We start from the raw sequence: 15,921 nt of genomic DNA, 5'->3' as shown, positions 1-15,921 counted from the left end.
GGCGTGACGATCATCTACATCAGCCACCGCATGGAGGAAGTGTTCGAACTCGCCGACCGGGTATCCGTGCTGCGCGACGGCACGCTGGTCGGCACCCGCAACATCGCAGAGACCAACGATGCCGAACTGGTCAAGATGATGATCAACCGCTCGATCGAGCAGGTCTATCACAAGGAGCATTTCACGCCGGGCGCCGCCATCATCGAGGCGAAAAACCTGTCCGGCAAGGGCTTCGAAAATGTCTCGATGACGGTCCGCGCCGGCGAGATCGTCGGACTCTATGGGCTGATCGGCGCCGGACGCAGCGAGTTCGTCACCACGCTCTACGGCCGCCACCGCAAATCCGCCGGCCAGATCCTCTGGGAAGGCAAGGAGGTACAGGTCAATTCCGAACATGACGCGATCAAGCTCGGCATGGCGCTGGCGCCGGAGAGCCGCCGCGACCAGGGCCTCTGCCTCAACCTGCCGGTCGGCTTCAACCTCAACCTGCCGATCTACAAGCGCATCTCGAACAATCTGCTGATTTCGAGCACGCAGGAGAAGACGCAGGCCGATCGCCAGATCGCCGATCTGCGCATCAAGACACCGACACGTGGCGCGCTGGCATCCAGCCTGTCGGGCGGCAACCAGCAGAAGATCGTCATCGGCAAATGGCTGGCGCACGGCGCCAAGCTGTTCATCTTCGACGAACCGACCGTCGGCGTCGATGTCGGCACCAAGGCCGAGATCTACCGCCTGTTCGGCGCGCTTTTGTCAAAGGGCGCCGGCATCATCCTGATCTCGTCCTATCTGCCGGAAGTCTATGAACTCGCCGATACGCTGCATGTGTTCCGGCGCGGCAAACTGGTGGCGACGCACGGTTTTCACGCCGCCAGCCACGAGGATATTCTCACTCAGGCGCTCGCCGAGAAACAAGAAAAGCTGGGAGGACAGATATGAGCACCGAGGCGATCGCCGTCGAAAAACCGAAGCGCAACTATAATGTCCTGTTCGGGCTGACGCTATTGGCGCTGCTGGTTCTGCTCTGGATCCTCCTCTCCGTGACGACGACAAGCTTTGCCTCGGCCAACAACATAGCCAATCTCCTGCGCCAGGGCTCGATGATCGCCATCATGGCGGTCGGCCAGACCTTCGTCATCATCACCGGCGGCATCGATCTGTCGGTCGGCGCCGTGGTCGGCTTCGCCACCGTGGTCGTGGCCATGATGATCAATGCCGGCTTCCCCATCTGGCTCGCCATTCTGGTGACGCTGCTGGTCGGTGTCGCCATCGGCATGTTCCACGGCTTCGGTATCGTCAAGATGGGCCTGCCGCCCTTCATCATCACGCTGGCGACGTTGACCTCGCTGCGCGGCATCGGCCTTTTGATGACCAACGGCAATTCGATCAACATCAACAGCGACACCTTCACCGCCTTCTCGCGCAATTCCTTCATCGGCATCCCCAACCTGTTCTGGATGGTGATCCTGGTCGGCATTCCGGCCTATATCTTCCTGCACCACAGCCGCTGGGGCAGATACCTGTTTTCGGTCGGCTCCAACGCCGAGGCCTCGCGCCTGTCCGGCGTCAATGTCCAGCGCACCATCTACATGGCCTACACGCTGTCGGGCCTGTGCGCCGCCTTCGTCGGCGTGCTGCTGGCCGCCCGCATCGGCATCGGCAACCCGACGCAGGCCGAGGGCTGGGAACTGCAGGCGATCGCGTCGTCGGTCATCGGCGGCACCTCGCTGTTCGGCGCTGTCGGCTCGGTGCATGGGCCGCTGCTCGGCGCCTTCATCCTGGCCACCATCAACAACGGCGCCAACCTGCTCAACGTCAATTCGTTCTGGCAGCGCATCATCACCGGCGCGCTGATCATCATCATCGTCTACTTCGACGGCCTGCGCCGCCGCGGCAAGTAGCGACCCCGCAATCAACCGCCGGTCCGCCACACCAACGGGCCGGCGATTTCATGACTGGATTAGCGCATGAAAGCCGTCCTCTGCCGTTCGCCCGGCGATCTTGTCCTTGAAGACCGGCCCGCACCCGAGACACCGCCTCCCGGCTGGGCGCTGGTGGCGGTCAGCCATGTCGGCATCTGCGGCACCGACTACCACATTTTCGAGGGCAAGCACCCGTTCCTCGCCTATCCCCGCATCATGGGTCATGAGGTCTCGGGTACCGTGATGGAGACCGGCGAAGGCGTCGAACTGGCCATTGGTGAGCCCGTCGTCGTCAACCCCTATCTTTCCTGCGGCAAGTGCATCGCCTGCCGGCACGGCAAGCCCAATTGCTGTGTCAGGATCGAGGTGCTTGGCGTGCATCGCGACGGCGCCATGTGCGAACGCATCCTGGTGCCGGCGCAAAATCTCTATCCGGCCAACGGCCTTTCGCTGGCCGACGCCGCTGCCGTCGAGTTCCTGGCCATCGGCGCGCATGCCGTGCGGCGCGCCCGCGCCGACCCCGGCGCCCACACGCTGGTCATCGGCGCCGGCCCGATCGGGCTCGGCACCGCCATCTTCGCCCGCATCGCCGGGCTCGACGTGACGCTGCTCGACATGAGCAGTGAAAGGCTCGCCTTCGCTGGAAACGAGCTTGGTTTCCAGACCCTAGACGGCTCGCGCGGCGCGGTGCCCGATCTGATCAGGGAAGCGACATCAGGCGAAGGCTTCGATGTGGTCTTCGACGCCACCGGCAACACCCAGTCGGTGCAGTCGGCCTTCGCCCATGTCGCGCATGGCGGAACGCTGGTGCTGGTCTCCGTCGTCAAGGACGACATCAGCTTTTCCGATCCGGAATTCCACAAGCGCGAGATGACGCTGATCGGCAGCCGCAACGCGCTGCGCGCCGACTTCGACCATGTCGCCGCCTCGATCCGCAACGGGGCCGTACCACTGGCCAAGCTCGTCACACACCGCACCACACTCGCCGCCACGCCGCGCGATCTGGCTCGTTGGGCGCATGAGAAATCCGGCCTGATCAAGGCTGTGATCGAGGTGGGGTTATAACATGGCAGGCGGCGAAGCCGGTCCTCAAATGCGCCGCCGCTGGCAAGTGAATGCGGCCGAGCTGGGCCGGGCACTCCCTACAGCGCCGACAGCTTCAGCTCCACCCGTTCGGCCGGAAAGCGCGACTCGGAAAACTGGATCGGCTGGCCGTCCGGCGTGACGTTGACGGCAACCGTGACCAGCACGATGGCGCCCGGCTGCAGGTCGAGGTCGGCAAGGTCCGCCGCATCGGCATGGCGCGCCGACAGCACGGTCGATTGCCTGAGATAGTCGTCTATGCCGAACCGCGCCAGCGATGCGGTGATCGAGCCTGTTTCCGCCATCGCGGCATCGATGCCGGCAAAGCGCCGGGCCTCGAACCAGCCGGCAGCGCGCGACACCGGCCGTCCGTCGGCTTCGCCGCGCGTTTCCAACCGGATCACATCGGCTCCCTTGGGAAGACCCAGTCCCTCGCCGACGCGCTGGCTGGCCGGCTCGACCGACGAGGCGAGCAGGACGATGTGCCGTTCCGTCGTTTGCCCTTGCAGCCCTGTCGAAAAACGTGTGCGCGCCCCGATCGGATAGGACAGCCGCTTGCGCGACAGTACGAAGGTGCCGCGCCCCTGCTCGGCCCGCAGCACGCCTTCCCTTACAAGGGCTGATATGGCGTTGCGCACCGTGTGACGGTTGACGCCATAGCGTTCTGCCAGCGCCACCTCCGGCGGCAGCGCTGCATTCTCCGTGAAATCGCCGATGGCGATCGCATGCAGGATCTTGTCGGCGATCTGCCGCCACAGCGAAACGCCACTGCGCCGCTCGATGCTGTCCGCTAACAGCCGCCCGACCATCATTGCCCCAACCTTCCAGCGCCCAGTCTTCTATCGCTGTCATCCACCCGTCATGGACACGCGTTAGATAATAGATATAATTTGTATAGTTGTCTACATCAATAGACAAATTAACAAAGAGGAATGCTGCTGATGCGAGGACAGGAAGCCCGCGACCAGGCCGAGCGCAAAGCCGCCATGGCAACCCTTACGCAATCCAGCGGCGATGACATCGTACGGCTCTGGAATGAGGCCGGACTGCCTTCGGACGCCGAGCTGTTGCGCGGCCCCGAAACCGGCCTTGTCACCCTGCGCGGCCGCATCGGCGGCGGCGGCGCCCCTTTCAATGTCGGCGAGGCGACCGTCACCCGCGCCACGGTCAGGCTACCCACCGGACAGGTCGGCCATTGCTATGCGCTTGGCCGCGACAAGCAGAAGGCGAAGCTGGCGGCTATCGCCGACGCCCTATGGCAGGACCCTGCCCGCCGCAATGAGGTCGAGACCGGACTGATAGCGCCTCTGCGGTCGGCTCTGACCTTGGCGCACGAAAAACGCCGCGCCGAGACGGCGGCAACGAAGGTCGATTTCTTCACCATGGTTCGCGGAGAAGACTGATGGACATTGCAGCGCAATCGATCGAGGGCGGGTTCGCCGATCCGGTCTTCAACGCCCAGACCGTGTTCCGCGCCGTGATGGACGCAATGGCTCGGCCCGGCAGCGTGCAACCGCTGCCGGCCTTCGCCCGCCCGCCGGTGCCGCTCTCGGCTACCGCCGGCGCCATCGCACTGGCGCTGTGCGACAATGACACGCCGCTCTGGCTCGACCCGGCTTTGCAGGCCTCCACCGCGATCAGATCGTGGCTTGGGTTCCATACCGGCGCGCCATTGGCCAACACACCGGCCGATGCGCATTTCGCCTTGATCGCAGCACCTGCCGAGATGATGGCGCTCGATGGCTTTTCGCAGGGCACGCAGGATTATCCCGACCGCTCGACCACGCTGATCCTGCAGGTCAGCGATCTGGTCTCCGGCACGCCGCTATTGCTCGAAGGTCCCGGCATCGAAACCAGCGCCACGATCGCGCCGGCGCAGATGCCACGCCATTTCGTCGAGCAGTGGAAGCAGAATATCAAGCGCTTTCCGCGCGGCGTCGACATCATCCTCGCCACATCAGGCGGCATCGCCTGCCTACCGCGCACGACGCGCATCAAGACGATGGAGGCGTAAGATGTATGTCGCGGTAAAAGGTGGCGAAGCGGCAATCGCCAACGCCCACAGCCTGCTGGCCGACCGCCGGCGTGGCGACCGTTCGGTGCCCGCCCTTCGTCTCGACCAGATCGTCGAGCAGCTGGCGCTCGGCGTCGACCGGGTGATGAGCGAAGGCTCGCTCTATGATCGTGAACTGGCCGCGCTCGCCATCGTCCAGGCGCGCGGCGACATGATCGAGGCGATCTTCCTGGTGCGCGCCTACCGCACCACGCTGCCGCGCTTCGGCTACTCCAGGCCCATCGACACCGCCAACATGCTGGTCGAGCGGCGCGTCTCGGCGACCTACAAGGACCTGCCCGGCGGCCAGTTGCTCGGACCGACCTTCGACTACACCCACCGGCTGCTCGATCCCGAGCTTGCCGCCGGCGCCGATGTCGCCGAGCCCTTGCTGCGCGACACGGAAGCGCAAGCCATGCCGCGCGTCTCGGCGATCCTCGCCCGCGAAGGCTTGATCGAACCGGATGGCGACATGCCGCAGGACCATGTCCCCGGCGACATCACCCGCGAGCCGCTCGAATTCCCGATGGCGCGCGACATCCGCCTGCAGGCGCTGTCACGCGGCGATGAAGGGTTCCTGCTGGCGCTCGGCTATTCCACCCAGCGCGGCTATGCCCGCAACCACCCCTTCGTCGGCGAGATCCGCATCGGCGAAGTCGAGTTGGAGCTCGACGTGCCCGAACTGCCCTTCGCGGTGCCGCTCGGCACTGTCCGCGTCACCGAATGCCAGATGGTCAACCAGTTCAAAGGCTCGGCCAAGGCGCCGCCGCAATTCACCCGCGGCTACGGCCTGGTCTTCGGCCAGAGCGAACGCAAGGCGATGGCCGTGGCACTCTGCGACCGGGCGCTGCGCGCGAAAGAGCTCGGCGAGGATGTCGTCGCCGCGGCCCAGGACGAGGAGTTCGTCATCTCGCACTCCGACAATGTCCAGGCGACCGGCTTCGTCGAGCATCTGAAGCTGCCGCACTATGTCGACTTCCAGGCAGAACTCGATCTCGTACGCCGCATGCGCACCGAATATGACGCGCGCGAAAACCCCGTGAAGGTCGAAGAGAAGCGGGAGGCCGCGGAATGATCGAGGGCCTTTCCCACATGACCTTCATCGTCCGCGATCTCGAGCGGATGACCGAAATCCTCGAGGGCGTATTCGACGCGCGCGAAGTCTATGCCAGCGACGCCAGGCAGTTCTCGCTGTCGCGCGAAAAATTCTTCCTGATCGGTGACATCTGGGTCGCCATCATGGAGGGCGAACCCTTGCCGGAGCGCAGCTACAACCACATCGCCTTCAAGATCGATGACGCCGATTTCGACCGCTATGCCGAGCGCATCGGCAGGCTCGGCCTCGACATGCGCCCGCCGCGCCCGCGCGTCGAGGGTGAAGGCCGCTCGATCTATTTCTACGACGAAGACAACCACATGTTCGAACTGCACACCGGCACGCTCAATGAGCGGCTGGCGCGCTATGCCAGGGGATTGGAGGCTGCGGAATGAATTTAGTGCCCGACGCCACCATGGCCGCCACCATCGTGGGAATGACCGCCATAGCCGTCATACCCGGAGTAATCACCATTCCCGACGCCCACGGACTCACCTTGAGAGCCTTCTTTGGGGCCGGGCAAAATCATGCGCCGAAGGAAGAAGAGAACGACGCCGGCGAACACCACCAACAGAATTCCGAGATGCATCCATCCGGTCGAGTTTATCTGAATTCGCCCCTGTATCCGCGTCCTGGACGCCAATTCGATAGCACAATGTGGATGTGATCGCCATGACCGACATCGCCACCTACAACTTCGCCTATCTCGACGAGCAGACCAAAAGGATGATCCGCCGGGCGATCCTCAAGGGCATCGCCATTCCCGGCTACCAGGTGCCGTTCGCTTCGCGCGAAATGCCGATGCCCTACGGCTGGGGCACCGGCGGTGTCCAGGTCACCGCTTCGATCATCGGCCCGGACGATGTGCTGAAGGTCATCGACCAGGGCGCCGACGACACCACCAATGCGGTGTCGATCCGCGCCTTCTTCAAGAAAGTCGCCAATGTCGCGGTGACGACCGACACTGCCAGCGCCACCATCATCCAGACCCGTCACCGCATTCCCGAGCATCCGCTGACGGCGGCCCAGGTGCTGGTCTACCAGGTGCCGATCCCCGAACCCCTGCGCTTCCTCGAGCCGCGCGAGACCGAAACGCGCAAAATGCACGCGCTGGAGGAATATGGCCTCATGCACGTCAAGCTCTACGAGGACATCGCCAAGCACGGCCGCATCGCCACCACCTATGCCTATCCGGTCAAGGTCGAGGGCCGCTATGTGATGGACCCCTCGCCGACGCCGAAATTCGACAATCCCAAGATGCACCGCTCGCCGGCCCTGCAGCTGTTTGGCGCCGGCCGCGAAAAGCGCATCTACGCGGTGCCGCCTTTCACCGAAGTGGTCAGCCTCGACTTCGAGGATCATCCGTTCGAGGTCCAGACCTTCGACCAGCCCTGCGCGCTGTGCGCGGCCGAGAACGTCTATCTCGACGAAGTCATCCTCGACGACCATGGCGGCCACATGTTCGTCTGCTCCGACACGGACCATTGCGAGAAGCGGCGAGCGGACGGCTATCGCGGCCATCTTGCCCCGGAAAACCATCTTGCCTCGGGAACAAGGGAGCCGGCGCAATGACCGACGAACCGCTGCTGCGTGTCGCAGCACTTTCTAAATTCTACGGTTCGCGCGTCGGCTGCGACAACGTCTCCTTCGACCTGTGGCCGGGCGAAGTCCTGGCTGTCGTCGGCGAATCCGGCTCCGGCAAGACGACGCTGCTCAACTGCCTGTCAACGCGGCTGCTGCCGAGCTCCGGCTCCGCCAGCTACCGCATGCGCGACGGCCAGTTCCGCGAGCTCTACCGCATGAGCGAGGCCGAGCGCCGCTTCCTGATGCGCACCGACTGGGGATTTGTCCATCAGAACCCCGCCGACGGTCTGCGCATGACGGTGTCGGCGGGCGCCAATGTCGGTGAGCGGCTGATGGCGGTCGGCGACCGTCACTACGGCAGGATCCGCGCCACCGCCGTCGACTGGCTGTCGCGTGTCGAGATCGACGAGGACCGCATCGACGACGAGCCCCGGGCCTTTTCCGGCGGCATGCGCCAGCGCCTGCAGATTGCCCGCAACCTCGTCACCGGGCCGCGGCTGGTGTTCATGGATGAGCCAACAGGCGGCCTCGATGTCTCGGTGCAAGCCCGCCTGCTCGACCTGCTGCGTGGTCTGGTCACCGATCTCGGTCTGGCGGCCATCGTCGTCACCCACGACCTTGCCGTGGCGCGGCTCTTGTCGCAGCGCATGATGGTGATGAAGGACGGCCGCGTCGTCGAAAGCGGCCTCACCGACCGCGTGCTCGACGATCCCCGCGCGCCCTACACGCAATTGCTTGTTTCCTCGATTTTGCAGGTTTGACGATGGCGCCAAGGCACCCCCCTCTGGCCTGCCGGCCATCTCCCCCTCAAGGGGGGAGATTGGCTATCGTCCTCGGTTTCGCCACTCTCCAATGTTGCAGAACAAGCGCAACGAGAAAGCTGCCGATCTCCCCCCTTGAGGGGGAGATGCCTGGCAAGGCAGAGGCGGGCGTTGGCCCGCAAAAGAACGACAATTGGAGGCCCTTCTGATGGCAACCCCCCTCGTTGTCTCCGATGTCGCCAAGAGTTTCACCATGCACCTGCGCGACGGCATCAAACTGCCTGTTGTCGCCGGTGTCTCGTTCTCGATCAGGGCTGGCGAATGCACCGTGCTCGGCGGTCCTTCCGGTGCCGGCAAGAGCTCGATCCTGAAGATGCTCTACGGCAACTACGCCGTCGACGAAGGCCAGATCATCGTCACGCATGGTGATGGGCTGATCGACCTCGCCACCGCCAGCCCGCGCACCGTGCTGGCCATACGCCGGCAAACGATCGGCTATGTCAGCCAGTTCCTGCGCACCGTGCCGCGCGTCTCGGCGCTCGACGTCGTCGCCGAACCGCTGGTCGAGCGCGGCGAGGATCGCGAGATTGCCCGCGGCAAGGCGCGCGCCTTGCTGGCGCAGCTCAACCTGCCGGAGAAACTCTGGGCCTTGCCGCCTGCGACCTTCTCCGGCGGCGAGCAGCAGCGCGTTAACATCGCGCGCGGCTTCATCACCGAGCATCCGATCCTGCTGCTCGACGAGCCGACAGCCTCGCTCGATGCCAGGAACCGCGATGTCGTGATCGAACTCATCGCCGCCAAGAAGGCGGCTGATGTCGCCCTGCTCGGCATCTTCCACGACCACGACGTGCGCGAGGCGGTTGCCGACCGCATCATCGACGTCACCGCTTTCGCGCCCGGAAAAATCGCCGCATGACCAGGAAATTATCCGAGACGCCGTTGATCCATCCGACGGCGGAGGTGCAGAACTCGACGCTCGGCCGTTGGACCGAGATCGCCGACCGCAGCCGGGTCTCGGAAAGCGAACTCGGCGACTATTCCTACATGATGCAGGACTGCGCCGTCTGGTGCGCGACGATCGGCAAGTTCGCCAACATCGCGGCCAGCGTGCGCATCAACGCCACCAACCACCCGACCTGGCGGCCGACGCTGCACCATTTCACCTATCGCGCCTCCGATTACTGGGACGATGCCGAGCACGAGAGCGAATTCTTCGCCCAGCGCCGCGCCAAGCGGGTCACCATCGGCCACGACACCTGGCTCGGTCACGGCTCGACCATCCTGCCCGGCGTCACCATCGGCGATGGCGCCGCGGTCGGCGCCGGCGCTGTCGTCTCGAAAGATGTAGCGCCCTATAGGATCGTCGCCGGCGTGCCGGCAAAGCCGATCCGCGAGCGCTTCGATCGCCGCACGGCCGAACGCTACCAGGCGCTGGCCTGGTGGGACTGGGACCATGCAAGGCTGCGGGCCGCGTTGGATGACTTCCGGGAGCTCGAGGCCGAGGCGTTCTTGGAGAAATATGGCGGATAGCGACGCCAGGAACGGGCTGTCACTGACGCTGGGCAGCGGGGGCAAACCGCCCCCGCCCCTGCTATCCGCATGACGTGCCTCTCGACACCGGCATCGACGCCATGACGGCCCTTGTCTGGAACGCCTGAAGGACGGCCTCGCCATCGCCGGCGCGCGACGGGCGAGTATATGCGCATCAAGTGGTGCCGTCTGGCCACCGGCGCCAGCTCGCCAGGCCTGCATTCCACATCACCTTCGACTGCTGATCCTGGGCCGGCCGCAGACTCCGGCCTGTGGAGCGTAACAAAACTGACATCAACGCGACACGGCAGGTTCATGTGGCTGCGCTAGGCGAATGCCTGACGATCAATGGTCCGGACTGGAACCTGCCGCCATGCCAGCAAATTCCGCCACGCTCGAAATCCGCGGTGTCACCCGACGATTTGGCAAGAACACTGCCGTCAGCGACATCAACATCGCGATCCCGCAGGGTCAGATGGTTGGCGTCATCGGCCGTTCGGGCGCCGGAAAATCGACCCTTCTTCGCATGATCAACCGTCTCATCGATCCCAGCCAGGGGTCGATTTTTTTTGACGGCGCCGAGGTCTCGAAACTGAGCGGTTCGCCGCTGCGGCGCTGGCAGCGTGACTGCGCCATGATCTTCCAGCAGTTCAACCTGGTGCCGCGCCTCGACGTGCTGACCAATGTGCTGCTCGGCAAGCTGAACCACCGCTCGACCATCACCAACCTGTTCGGCATGTTCTCCCGCGCCGAATGCGCCGAGGCGGTCGCGGCACTCGAGCGGCTCGACATCGCCCGCACCGCCCTGCAGCCCGCCGGCACCTTGTCGGGCGGCCAGCAGCAGCGCGTCGCCATCGCTCGCGCCATGATGCAGCAGCCCAGAGTGATCCTCGCCGACGAGCCGATCGCCTCGCTCGACCCGCTCAACGCCAAGGTGGTGATGGATTCGCTGCAGGACATCAATTTGCGCGAAGGCATCACCGTCGTCACCAATCTGCACACGCTGGACACCGCCCGGACCTACTGCAACCGCATCATCGGCATGGCTGCCGGCAAGGTCGTCTTCGACGGCCCGCCGGAAGAGCTCAACCGCGAGGCGGTGCGCCTCGTCTACGGCGCCGACAGCAATGGCCAGGAAATCTCCGAGGCCATCACCTCGACCAGCGTTGCCTTCAGCCGAAAGATCGCCGCATCCGCCGGACCGCTCGAGCCCGCATTCCCGGGATATTGAGAGCGGTTGGGATCGCCAGCCCGCGTCAAGGGCACCTGTCAAAATCGATAACGCTGCCGGCGCGGGGCCGGAACCTACAGGAGAAATATCCAATGTTCAGGAAGATGGTCTTTGGCGCCGTTTCGGTGCTCGCCATGGCGACCAGCATGGCCCATGCCGCCGACATGAAGGAATTTCGCGTCGGCATTCTCGGCGGCGAAAACGAATCCGACCGGCTGCGCAACTACCAGTGCCTCGCCGACCATCTGAAGGCCGAATTCGGCTTCGAAAAGGTCTCGCTGTTCCCCGCCGCCGACTATGACGGCGTCATCCAGGGCCTGCTCGGCGGCACGCTCGACTTCGCCGAACTCGGCGCTTCCGGCTACGCCAGCGTCGCTCTCAAGGACCCGAAGGCGGTCACCCCGATCCTCACCACCCAGCAGACCGACGGCGCCACCGGCTATTATTCGATCGGCCTGGCGCTGAAATCCTCCGGCATTACCGACATCAAGTCGGCCAAGGGTAAGAAGCTCGGCTACGCCGATCCGGATTCGACCTCCGGCTACCTGATCCCGCTGACCCAGATCCCGAAGGATACCGGCGCTTCGAACGAAAAATTCTTCGCCTCGACCCAGTTCAACGGCGGCCACGAGAACAACGTTCTGGCCGTGCGTGACGGCAAGGTCGACGTGGCGGTGGACGATTCTTCCGGCATCGGCGACTTCAAGGACGGCTACACCTCGGGCACCTTTCACAAGGAAGTCGCCAAGGGCGCCGTCGACCCCAACGACTTCGTCGAGGTCTGGCGCTCGGGTCTGATCCCGAACGGCCCGCTGGTCGTGCGCACCGCGCTCGGCAGTGAAATGACCGCCAAGCTCGCCGACTTCTTCACGCAGTTGCCGAAGAAGGACAAGGCTTGCTTCGAAGGCGTCGAGGGCGGCGACTTTACCGGCTACGTCCCGGTTAAGGCGGACTTCTACAACGTCATCGTCGAAGCCCGTAAGGCAGCCATCGGCGGCTAACGGCGAAATCAGGAAGGGCGGCGTCGAGAAAACGCCGCCCTTCTTGCATGTCCGATCATGACCCTTTCCGTGACAGCCCCTTCCGGCGCCACTCATCAGATGGCCGACGCCTGGCGTCGCCAGACGTCCTTGCGCCGGCTCTACACCGCCATCGGTGTCGGCCTGCTCATCACCGCGCTCGGCAGCGCCATGTGGTTCGCCGACGAGGCCAATGCCGGGCATTTCTTCGACCGGTTGCCGCATTTGCTGGATTTCCTGAGCTGGCTCGTCCCCAAGGATTGGAACGATGTCTGGCGGGCGATGTTCGACATCGCTTCTCCGCATGACACCGGCACCCAGGAATTCAATTTTCCGCTTGGCCGCTCCTATGTCTGGGGCAGCTTCTACATCCCCGAATATTTCGAGCTGATGCTGACCACGCTCAACGTGGCCCTGGTCTCGACCTTCATCGGCTTCGTCTTCGCCGTGCCGTTCTCCTTCATCGCGGCGCGCAATTTGACGCCGCATCCGGTGCTGCGGCTGATCGTCAAGCGCCTCATGGAACTGCTGCGCGCCTTTCCCGAGATCGTCATCGCCGGCCTGTTCGCCGCCATCGTCTCGATCGGCCCGATCGCCGCCATCATCGCCATCGGCCTGCATTCGATCGGCGCGCTGGGCAAGCTGTTCTACGAGATCAACGAGAACATCGACATGCGCGCCGAGGAAGGCCTGAGGGCCGTCGGCGCCAACTGGTTCGAGCGGGTGCGCTTCGCCGGCCTGCCGCAGGTGCTGCCCAACTTCATGTCCTACACGCTGCTGCGTGTTGAGATAAATGTCCGCATTTCCACCATCATGGGCGCTGTCGGCGGCGGCGGTATCGGCGAGGAGTTGAAGCTGTCGATCTCGCGCGGCTTCGGCGCCAAGACGATAGCCCTCGTGCTGCTCCTGTTCACGACGATCTTCATCGTCGACCAGTTCTCCGCCTGGCTGCGCCGCAAGCTGGTCGGCGAGCAGGCTTTCGTGATGAGCGCTTGACCATGGCCACCATGACCGCCGATCAGATCCAGTCGATCGAAGAGCGCTTCCCGCAGGTGTTCCAGCGGCCGTTCCACAAGCGCTTCGGGCCGCTGATGCTGCTTGGCGGCATCTTTCTCTACCTGCTGTACGCCTTGTGGTTCTTCAACCTGCCGCAGGTCATGCGAGAATCGCACTGGGAGCGCCTGCCGCTGTTCCTGACCCAATGGATCAGCTACGACGTACAGCCGATCTTCCGCCTCGATGAACCGCAGATCACTGCCAAATATCCACGCTTCTCGGTGCTCGGCCCGAACCCGGATCCGGACTGGGTCAAGACCAATGCCGATGGTTCGGTGACGATCCTGATCGACGGCACCGCCAAGTCGATTACCTTCACCAAGACGCAAGCGACGATAATTGCCAACGGTGAGACCGTTGCGGTCGCACTCGGCACCGGCAAGCCGCTGATCTCGGGACCGGTTCCCGGCTGGATCACCGCGCATGAGGATGAGGTCGTCGCCGACATGGGCTTTGCCGGCGAGGCCCGCGTCGCCGTTGACCGCGTCAGGATACGCAAGCGGTTTCTAGGCTGGGCAAACTTCGTCTTCGACACGCGTTCGCCTTTCTTCGGCAAGTCGGCAAGCGAAGTCGCTTCGCTGATCGTCTCCGGGCCGGAACTGAAACCGGGCACGTCAAATCTGGCGCTGGCCGGCGACAACATCTGGAACAACGCCCAGTGGCAGCATGGCGATGTCTGGACGAAGCTCCTGCAGACCATCGTCATGGCCTTTCTCGGCACCATGCTGGGCGGCATCGTCGCCTTCCCGCTGGCCTTCTTCGCCGCCCGCAACATCACGCCCAGCCGGCTGGTCAACCAGGTGCTCAAGCGCTTCTTCGATTTCATGCGCTCCATCGACATGCTGATCTGGGCGCTGTTCTTCACCCGCGCCTTCGGGCCGGGACCGCTGGCTGGCAGTGCGGCGATCTTCTTCACAGAGGTCGGCACGCTCGGCAAAACCTATTCCGAGGCGCTGGAGAACATCGACGACAAGCCGCGCGAGGGGATTACCTCGACCGGAGCCAACGGCCTCCTGGTGCAGCGCTACGGCGTGCTGCCGGAAGTGGTGCCGGTGTTCATCAGCCAGACGCTCTATCAGTGGGAATCCAACACCCGCGGCGCCACCATCATCGGCGCTGTCGGCGCCGGCGGCATCGGCCTGAAGCTGTGGGAAGCGATGCGCACCAACTCCAACTGGGCCAACGTCTTCTACATGGTGCTGCTGATCCTGGCCGTCGTCTTCATCTTCGACAACATCTCCAACTTCCTGCGCCGCCGGCTGAGCCGGACCATCCACGACTACAACAGGATCCAGGCTGAGCAGGGGTAGGCTTGTGATGTAGACGCGCAAGTCGTCTCGACCAGCGCCAAAGGATCGACCCCCACTCCGTCGAGCTTCGCTCGACACCTCTCCCCCGATCGACGGGGTAGAGGAAAGCGCCAGGCTGTCCGAGCCGACGCCTGTCCTCTTAGGCCGAGTGTCTTCCCAGGCCGAGGCTTCCTTCCTCTCCCTCCGGAGGGGGGAGAGGTGGCTCGGCGAAGCCGAGACGGAGTGGGGGAACCACCTGGCAACCGCCGCAAACGCAAATAGAAAATGGGCCAGGGCGCCTAAGCCGCCTTCTTCCACCCGCTCTTGATATGCTTATACCCCTCCCGATAGACCGCGTCCGGCGTCTCTGAGAAATCCCGCCACACCTTGGTCGCCGCCGCCAAATCCTTGAGTGAGCGGCCGAACGCCTCGATCGTCAGCCAATCGTCATAGCCGCTCTTGCGGATGGCGGAAAACGTTTCGGTCCACGGAATGTTGCCGCGCCCCGGCACGCCGCGATCGTTCTCCGAGATATGGATATGCACGACATTCCTGCGGTGTTTCGTGTAGGCGCCGATCGGGTCGGCCTCCTCGATATTGGCGTGGAAGGTGTCGTACATCGCCTTGATGTGCGGCCGGTCGATGGCGTCGATATGCTCCGACAGGTCCGCCATCGTGTTGAGCAGGTAGCATTCGAAGCGGTTCAGCGCCTCGAGCCCGATGGTGACGCCCTTGTTGCCGGCATGGTCGCCGATGGCGCGCTGCGAGCCGACGGAGCGCTTCTTCTCCGCGGCCGTCGGCCCAGAGCCGGAAAAGGACCCGAGCGTCGAATGCAGAGGGCCGCTCAGCGTGCTGGCGCCAAGCGCCTGCGCGCAGTCGATCGCCCATTTCATGTAGTCGACACCGGCCTTGCGGGTTGCCGCGTCGGCCGCGATCAAATTCATCGCCGGATCGCCCATGGCCGAAACCGCAGTCCGCTCCAGCCCGATGCGGTCGAGCAGATCGCCGAGCTTTCTATAATCGTCCGGCGTGCCGGCGAAGATCGGTATCTCGACGCCATCGAAACCGGTCGCCTTGATGTCGCGCAGCAGCGGCTCGTGTTTCTTCGACACCGCCGTCGTCCACAAGAACATGCACATGCCGATTTTCATCGACGACCCCTCCCTTTGACGGCGCACTGGCTGTTCCGCCGCTTCGCGCCATGCCCCCTCATCCGGCCGCTTCGCGGCCACCTTCTCCCCGCTGGGGAGAAGAGACTTGGCGTCGCGCCATCTCCTCCTCCTCTCCCCTCGGGGAG

At 64.1% G+C, this 15,921-nt stretch carries 18 protein-coding genes; 16 read left to right on the top strand and 2 right to left on the bottom strand.

What is annotated here, in order from left to right:
* The 3 genes from EN925_RS03450 to EN925_RS03440 form a co-directional block, all read left to right on the top strand.
* On the top strand, positions 1 to 939 hold a 939-nt coding region (locus EN925_RS03450; protein ID WP_164894120.1), incomplete at its 5' end, for a sugar ABC transporter ATP-binding protein.
* The gene (locus EN925_RS03445) at positions 936 to 1,901 is read left to right on the top strand and encodes an ABC transporter permease (RefSeq protein ID WP_013529527.1); all 966 of its coding nucleotides are present in this window, start codon (positions 936 to 938) and stop codon (positions 1,899 to 1,901) included. The genes EN925_RS03450 and EN925_RS03445, both read left to right, overlap by 4 nt.
* Before the next feature lie 66 nt (positions 1,902 to 1,967).
* Positions 1,968 to 2,987 (top strand): zinc-binding alcohol dehydrogenase family protein, encoded by a 1,020-nt coding sequence (locus EN925_RS03440; protein ID WP_127368882.1) that lies wholly within the window; start codon positions 1,968 to 1,970, stop codon positions 2,985 to 2,987.
* 77 nt (positions 2,988 to 3,064) lie between these two features.
* Here the strand turns inward: EN925_RS03440 and phnF are convergent, their stop codons facing one another.
* Positions 3,065 to 3,814, bottom strand: a complete 750-nt coding sequence (phnF, locus tag EN925_RS03435) for a phosphonate metabolism transcriptional regulator PhnF (RefSeq protein WP_164754006.1) — start codon at positions 3,812 to 3,814, stop codon at positions 3,065 to 3,067.
* Between the two features lie 132 nt (positions 3,815 to 3,946).
* On the opposite strand from phnF, the gene phnG reads away from it, so the two are divergent.
* The 13 genes from phnG (at position 3,947) to phnE (EN925_RS03365) (ending at position 14,645) form a co-directional block, all read left to right on the top strand.
* The gene (phnG, locus tag EN925_RS03430) at positions 3,947 to 4,408 is read left to right on the top strand and encodes a phosphonate C-P lyase system protein PhnG (RefSeq protein ID WP_063170338.1); all 462 of its coding nucleotides are present in this window, start codon (positions 3,947 to 3,949) and stop codon (positions 4,406 to 4,408) included.
* Positions 4,408 to 5,019: a phosphonate C-P lyase system protein PhnH gene (phnH, locus tag EN925_RS03425; protein ID WP_127368880.1), complete on the top strand. Its 612-nt coding sequence runs from the start codon at positions 4,408 to 4,410 to the stop codon at positions 5,017 to 5,019. Before phnG ends, phnH begins: the two co-directional genes overlap by 1 nt.
* 1 nt (position 5,020) lies before the next feature.
* Positions 5,021 to 6,133, top strand: a complete 1,113-nt coding sequence (locus tag EN925_RS03420) for a carbon-phosphorus lyase complex subunit PhnI (RefSeq protein ID WP_127368879.1) — start codon at positions 5,021 to 5,023, stop codon at positions 6,131 to 6,133.
* A complete protein-coding gene (gene fosX, locus EN925_RS03415) occupies positions 6,130 to 6,549 on the top strand; it encodes a FosX/FosE/FosI family fosfomycin resistance hydrolase (RefSeq protein ID WP_127368878.1) in 420 nt (139 codons plus the stop codon). The genes EN925_RS03420 and fosX overlap by 4 nt, the downstream gene beginning before the upstream one ends.
* Entirely contained in the window at positions 6,546 to 6,821 is a 276-nt protein-coding gene (locus tag EN925_RS03410; protein ID WP_127368877.1) for a hypothetical protein, read from the top strand. The genes fosX and EN925_RS03410 overlap by 4 nt, the downstream gene beginning before the upstream one ends.
* A 5-nt stretch (positions 6,822 to 6,826) precedes the next feature.
* The gene (locus EN925_RS03405; RefSeq protein WP_063170339.1) at positions 6,827 to 7,726 is read left to right on the top strand and encodes an alpha-D-ribose 1-methylphosphonate 5-phosphate C-P-lyase PhnJ; all 900 of its coding nucleotides are present in this window, start codon (positions 6,827 to 6,829) and stop codon (positions 7,724 to 7,726) included.
* Positions 7,723 to 8,499 (top strand): phosphonate C-P lyase system protein PhnK, encoded by a 777-nt coding sequence (phnK, locus tag EN925_RS03400; RefSeq protein WP_063173111.1) that lies wholly within the window; start codon positions 7,723 to 7,725, stop codon positions 8,497 to 8,499. The genes EN925_RS03405 and phnK overlap by 4 nt, the downstream gene beginning before the upstream one ends.
* A gap of 208 nt (positions 8,500 to 8,707) precedes the next feature.
* The gene (phnL, locus tag EN925_RS03390; protein WP_064995543.1) at positions 8,708 to 9,415 is read left to right on the top strand and encodes a phosphonate C-P lyase system protein PhnL; all 708 of its coding nucleotides are present in this window, start codon (positions 8,708 to 8,710) and stop codon (positions 9,413 to 9,415) included.
* Entirely contained in the window at positions 9,412 to 10,029 is a 618-nt protein-coding gene (locus tag EN925_RS03385) for a DapH/DapD/GlmU-related protein (protein ID WP_127368393.1), read from the top strand. Before phnL ends, EN925_RS03385 begins: the two co-directional genes overlap by 4 nt.
* 373 nt (positions 10,030 to 10,402) lie before the next feature.
* Complete coding sequence (gene phnC / locus EN925_RS03380; protein ID WP_027161293.1) at positions 10,403 to 11,260, top strand: phosphonate ABC transporter ATP-binding protein; 858 nt, start codon at positions 10,403 to 10,405, stop codon at positions 11,258 to 11,260.
* 92 nt (positions 11,261 to 11,352) lie between these two features.
* Positions 11,353 to 12,261 carry a phosphonate ABC transporter substrate-binding protein gene (gene phnD / locus EN925_RS03375; RefSeq protein ID WP_127368394.1) on the top strand — a complete coding sequence of 303 codons (909 nt, stop codon included), beginning with the start codon at positions 11,353 to 11,355 and terminating at the stop codon, positions 12,259 to 12,261.
* A gap of 57 nt (positions 12,262 to 12,318) precedes the next feature.
* Positions 12,319 to 13,275: a phosphonate ABC transporter, permease protein PhnE gene (phnE, locus tag EN925_RS03370; RefSeq protein WP_127368395.1), complete on the top strand. Its 957-nt coding sequence runs from the start codon at positions 12,319 to 12,321 to the stop codon at positions 13,273 to 13,275.
* Between the two features lie 2 nt (positions 13,276 to 13,277).
* Positions 13,278 to 14,645 carry a phosphonate ABC transporter, permease protein PhnE gene (gene phnE, locus EN925_RS03365; RefSeq protein ID WP_027161290.1) on the top strand — a complete coding sequence of 456 codons (1,368 nt, stop codon included), beginning with the start codon at positions 13,278 to 13,280 and terminating at the stop codon, positions 14,643 to 14,645.
* A 278-nt stretch (positions 14,646 to 14,923) separates the two neighbouring features.
* On the opposite strand, the gene EN925_RS03360 is transcribed toward phnE (EN925_RS03365), so the two are convergent.
* On the bottom strand, positions 14,924 to 15,775 hold the full coding sequence (locus EN925_RS03360) for a sugar phosphate isomerase/epimerase (RefSeq protein WP_127368397.1): 852 nt from the start codon (positions 15,773 to 15,775) through the stop codon (positions 14,924 to 14,926).
* Between the last annotated feature and the right edge of the window lie 146 nt (positions 15,776 to 15,921).

Source organism: Mesorhizobium sp. M7A.F.Ca.US.006.04.2.1, assembly GCF_004022915.1.
Taxonomy (GTDB): domain Bacteria; phylum Pseudomonadota; class Alphaproteobacteria; order Rhizobiales; family Rhizobiaceae; genus Mesorhizobium; species Mesorhizobium ciceri.
The sequence above is the reverse complement of the archived record's forward strand: the minus strand, read 5'-3'. Positions and strand labels throughout refer to the sequence as shown.

Bases quoted from the DNA above. Each gene is read 5' to 3' on its own strand.
- EN925_RS03445 (WP_013529527.1), top strand. From the start codon at position 936: ATGAGCACCGAGGCGATCGCCGTCGAAAAACCGAAGCGCAACTATAAT.
- EN925_RS03440 (WP_127368882.1), top strand. From the start codon at position 1,968: ATGAAAGCCGTCCTCTGCCGTTCGCCCGGCGATCTTGTCCTTGAAGAC.
- phnF (WP_164754006.1), bottom strand. From the start codon at position 3,814: ATGGTCGGGCGGCTGTTAGCGGACAGCATCGAGCGGCGCAGTGGCGTT.
- phnG (WP_063170338.1), top strand. From the start codon at position 3,947: ATGCGAGGACAGGAAGCCCGCGACCAGGCCGAGCGCAAAGCCGCCATG.
- phnH (WP_127368880.1), top strand. From the start codon at position 4,408: ATGGACATTGCAGCGCAATCGATCGAGGGCGGGTTCGCCGATCCGGTC.
- EN925_RS03420 (WP_127368879.1), top strand. From the start codon at position 5,021: ATGTATGTCGCGGTAAAAGGTGGCGAAGCGGCAATCGCCAACGCCCAC.
- fosX (WP_127368878.1), top strand. From the start codon at position 6,130: ATGATCGAGGGCCTTTCCCACATGACCTTCATCGTCCGCGATCTCGAG.
- EN925_RS03410 (WP_127368877.1), top strand. From the start codon at position 6,546: ATGAATTTAGTGCCCGACGCCACCATGGCCGCCACCATCGTGGGAATG.
- EN925_RS03405 (WP_063170339.1), top strand. From the start codon at position 6,827: ATGACCGACATCGCCACCTACAACTTCGCCTATCTCGACGAGCAGACC.
- phnK (WP_063173111.1), top strand. From the start codon at position 7,723: ATGACCGACGAACCGCTGCTGCGTGTCGCAGCACTTTCTAAATTCTAC.
- phnL (WP_064995543.1), top strand. From the start codon at position 8,708: ATGGCAACCCCCCTCGTTGTCTCCGATGTCGCCAAGAGTTTCACCATG.
- EN925_RS03385 (WP_127368393.1), top strand. From the start codon at position 9,412: ATGACCAGGAAATTATCCGAGACGCCGTTGATCCATCCGACGGCGGAG.
- phnC (WP_027161293.1), top strand. From the start codon at position 10,403: ATGCCAGCAAATTCCGCCACGCTCGAAATCCGCGGTGTCACCCGACGA.
- phnD (WP_127368394.1), top strand. From the start codon at position 11,353: ATGTTCAGGAAGATGGTCTTTGGCGCCGTTTCGGTGCTCGCCATGGCG.
- phnE (WP_127368395.1), top strand. From the start codon at position 12,319: ATGACCCTTTCCGTGACAGCCCCTTCCGGCGCCACTCATCAGATGGCC.
- phnE (WP_027161290.1), top strand. From the start codon at position 13,278: ATGGCCACCATGACCGCCGATCAGATCCAGTCGATCGAAGAGCGCTTC.
- EN925_RS03360 (WP_127368397.1), bottom strand. From the start codon at position 15,775: ATGAAAATCGGCATGTGCATGTTCTTGTGGACGACGGCGGTGTCGAAG.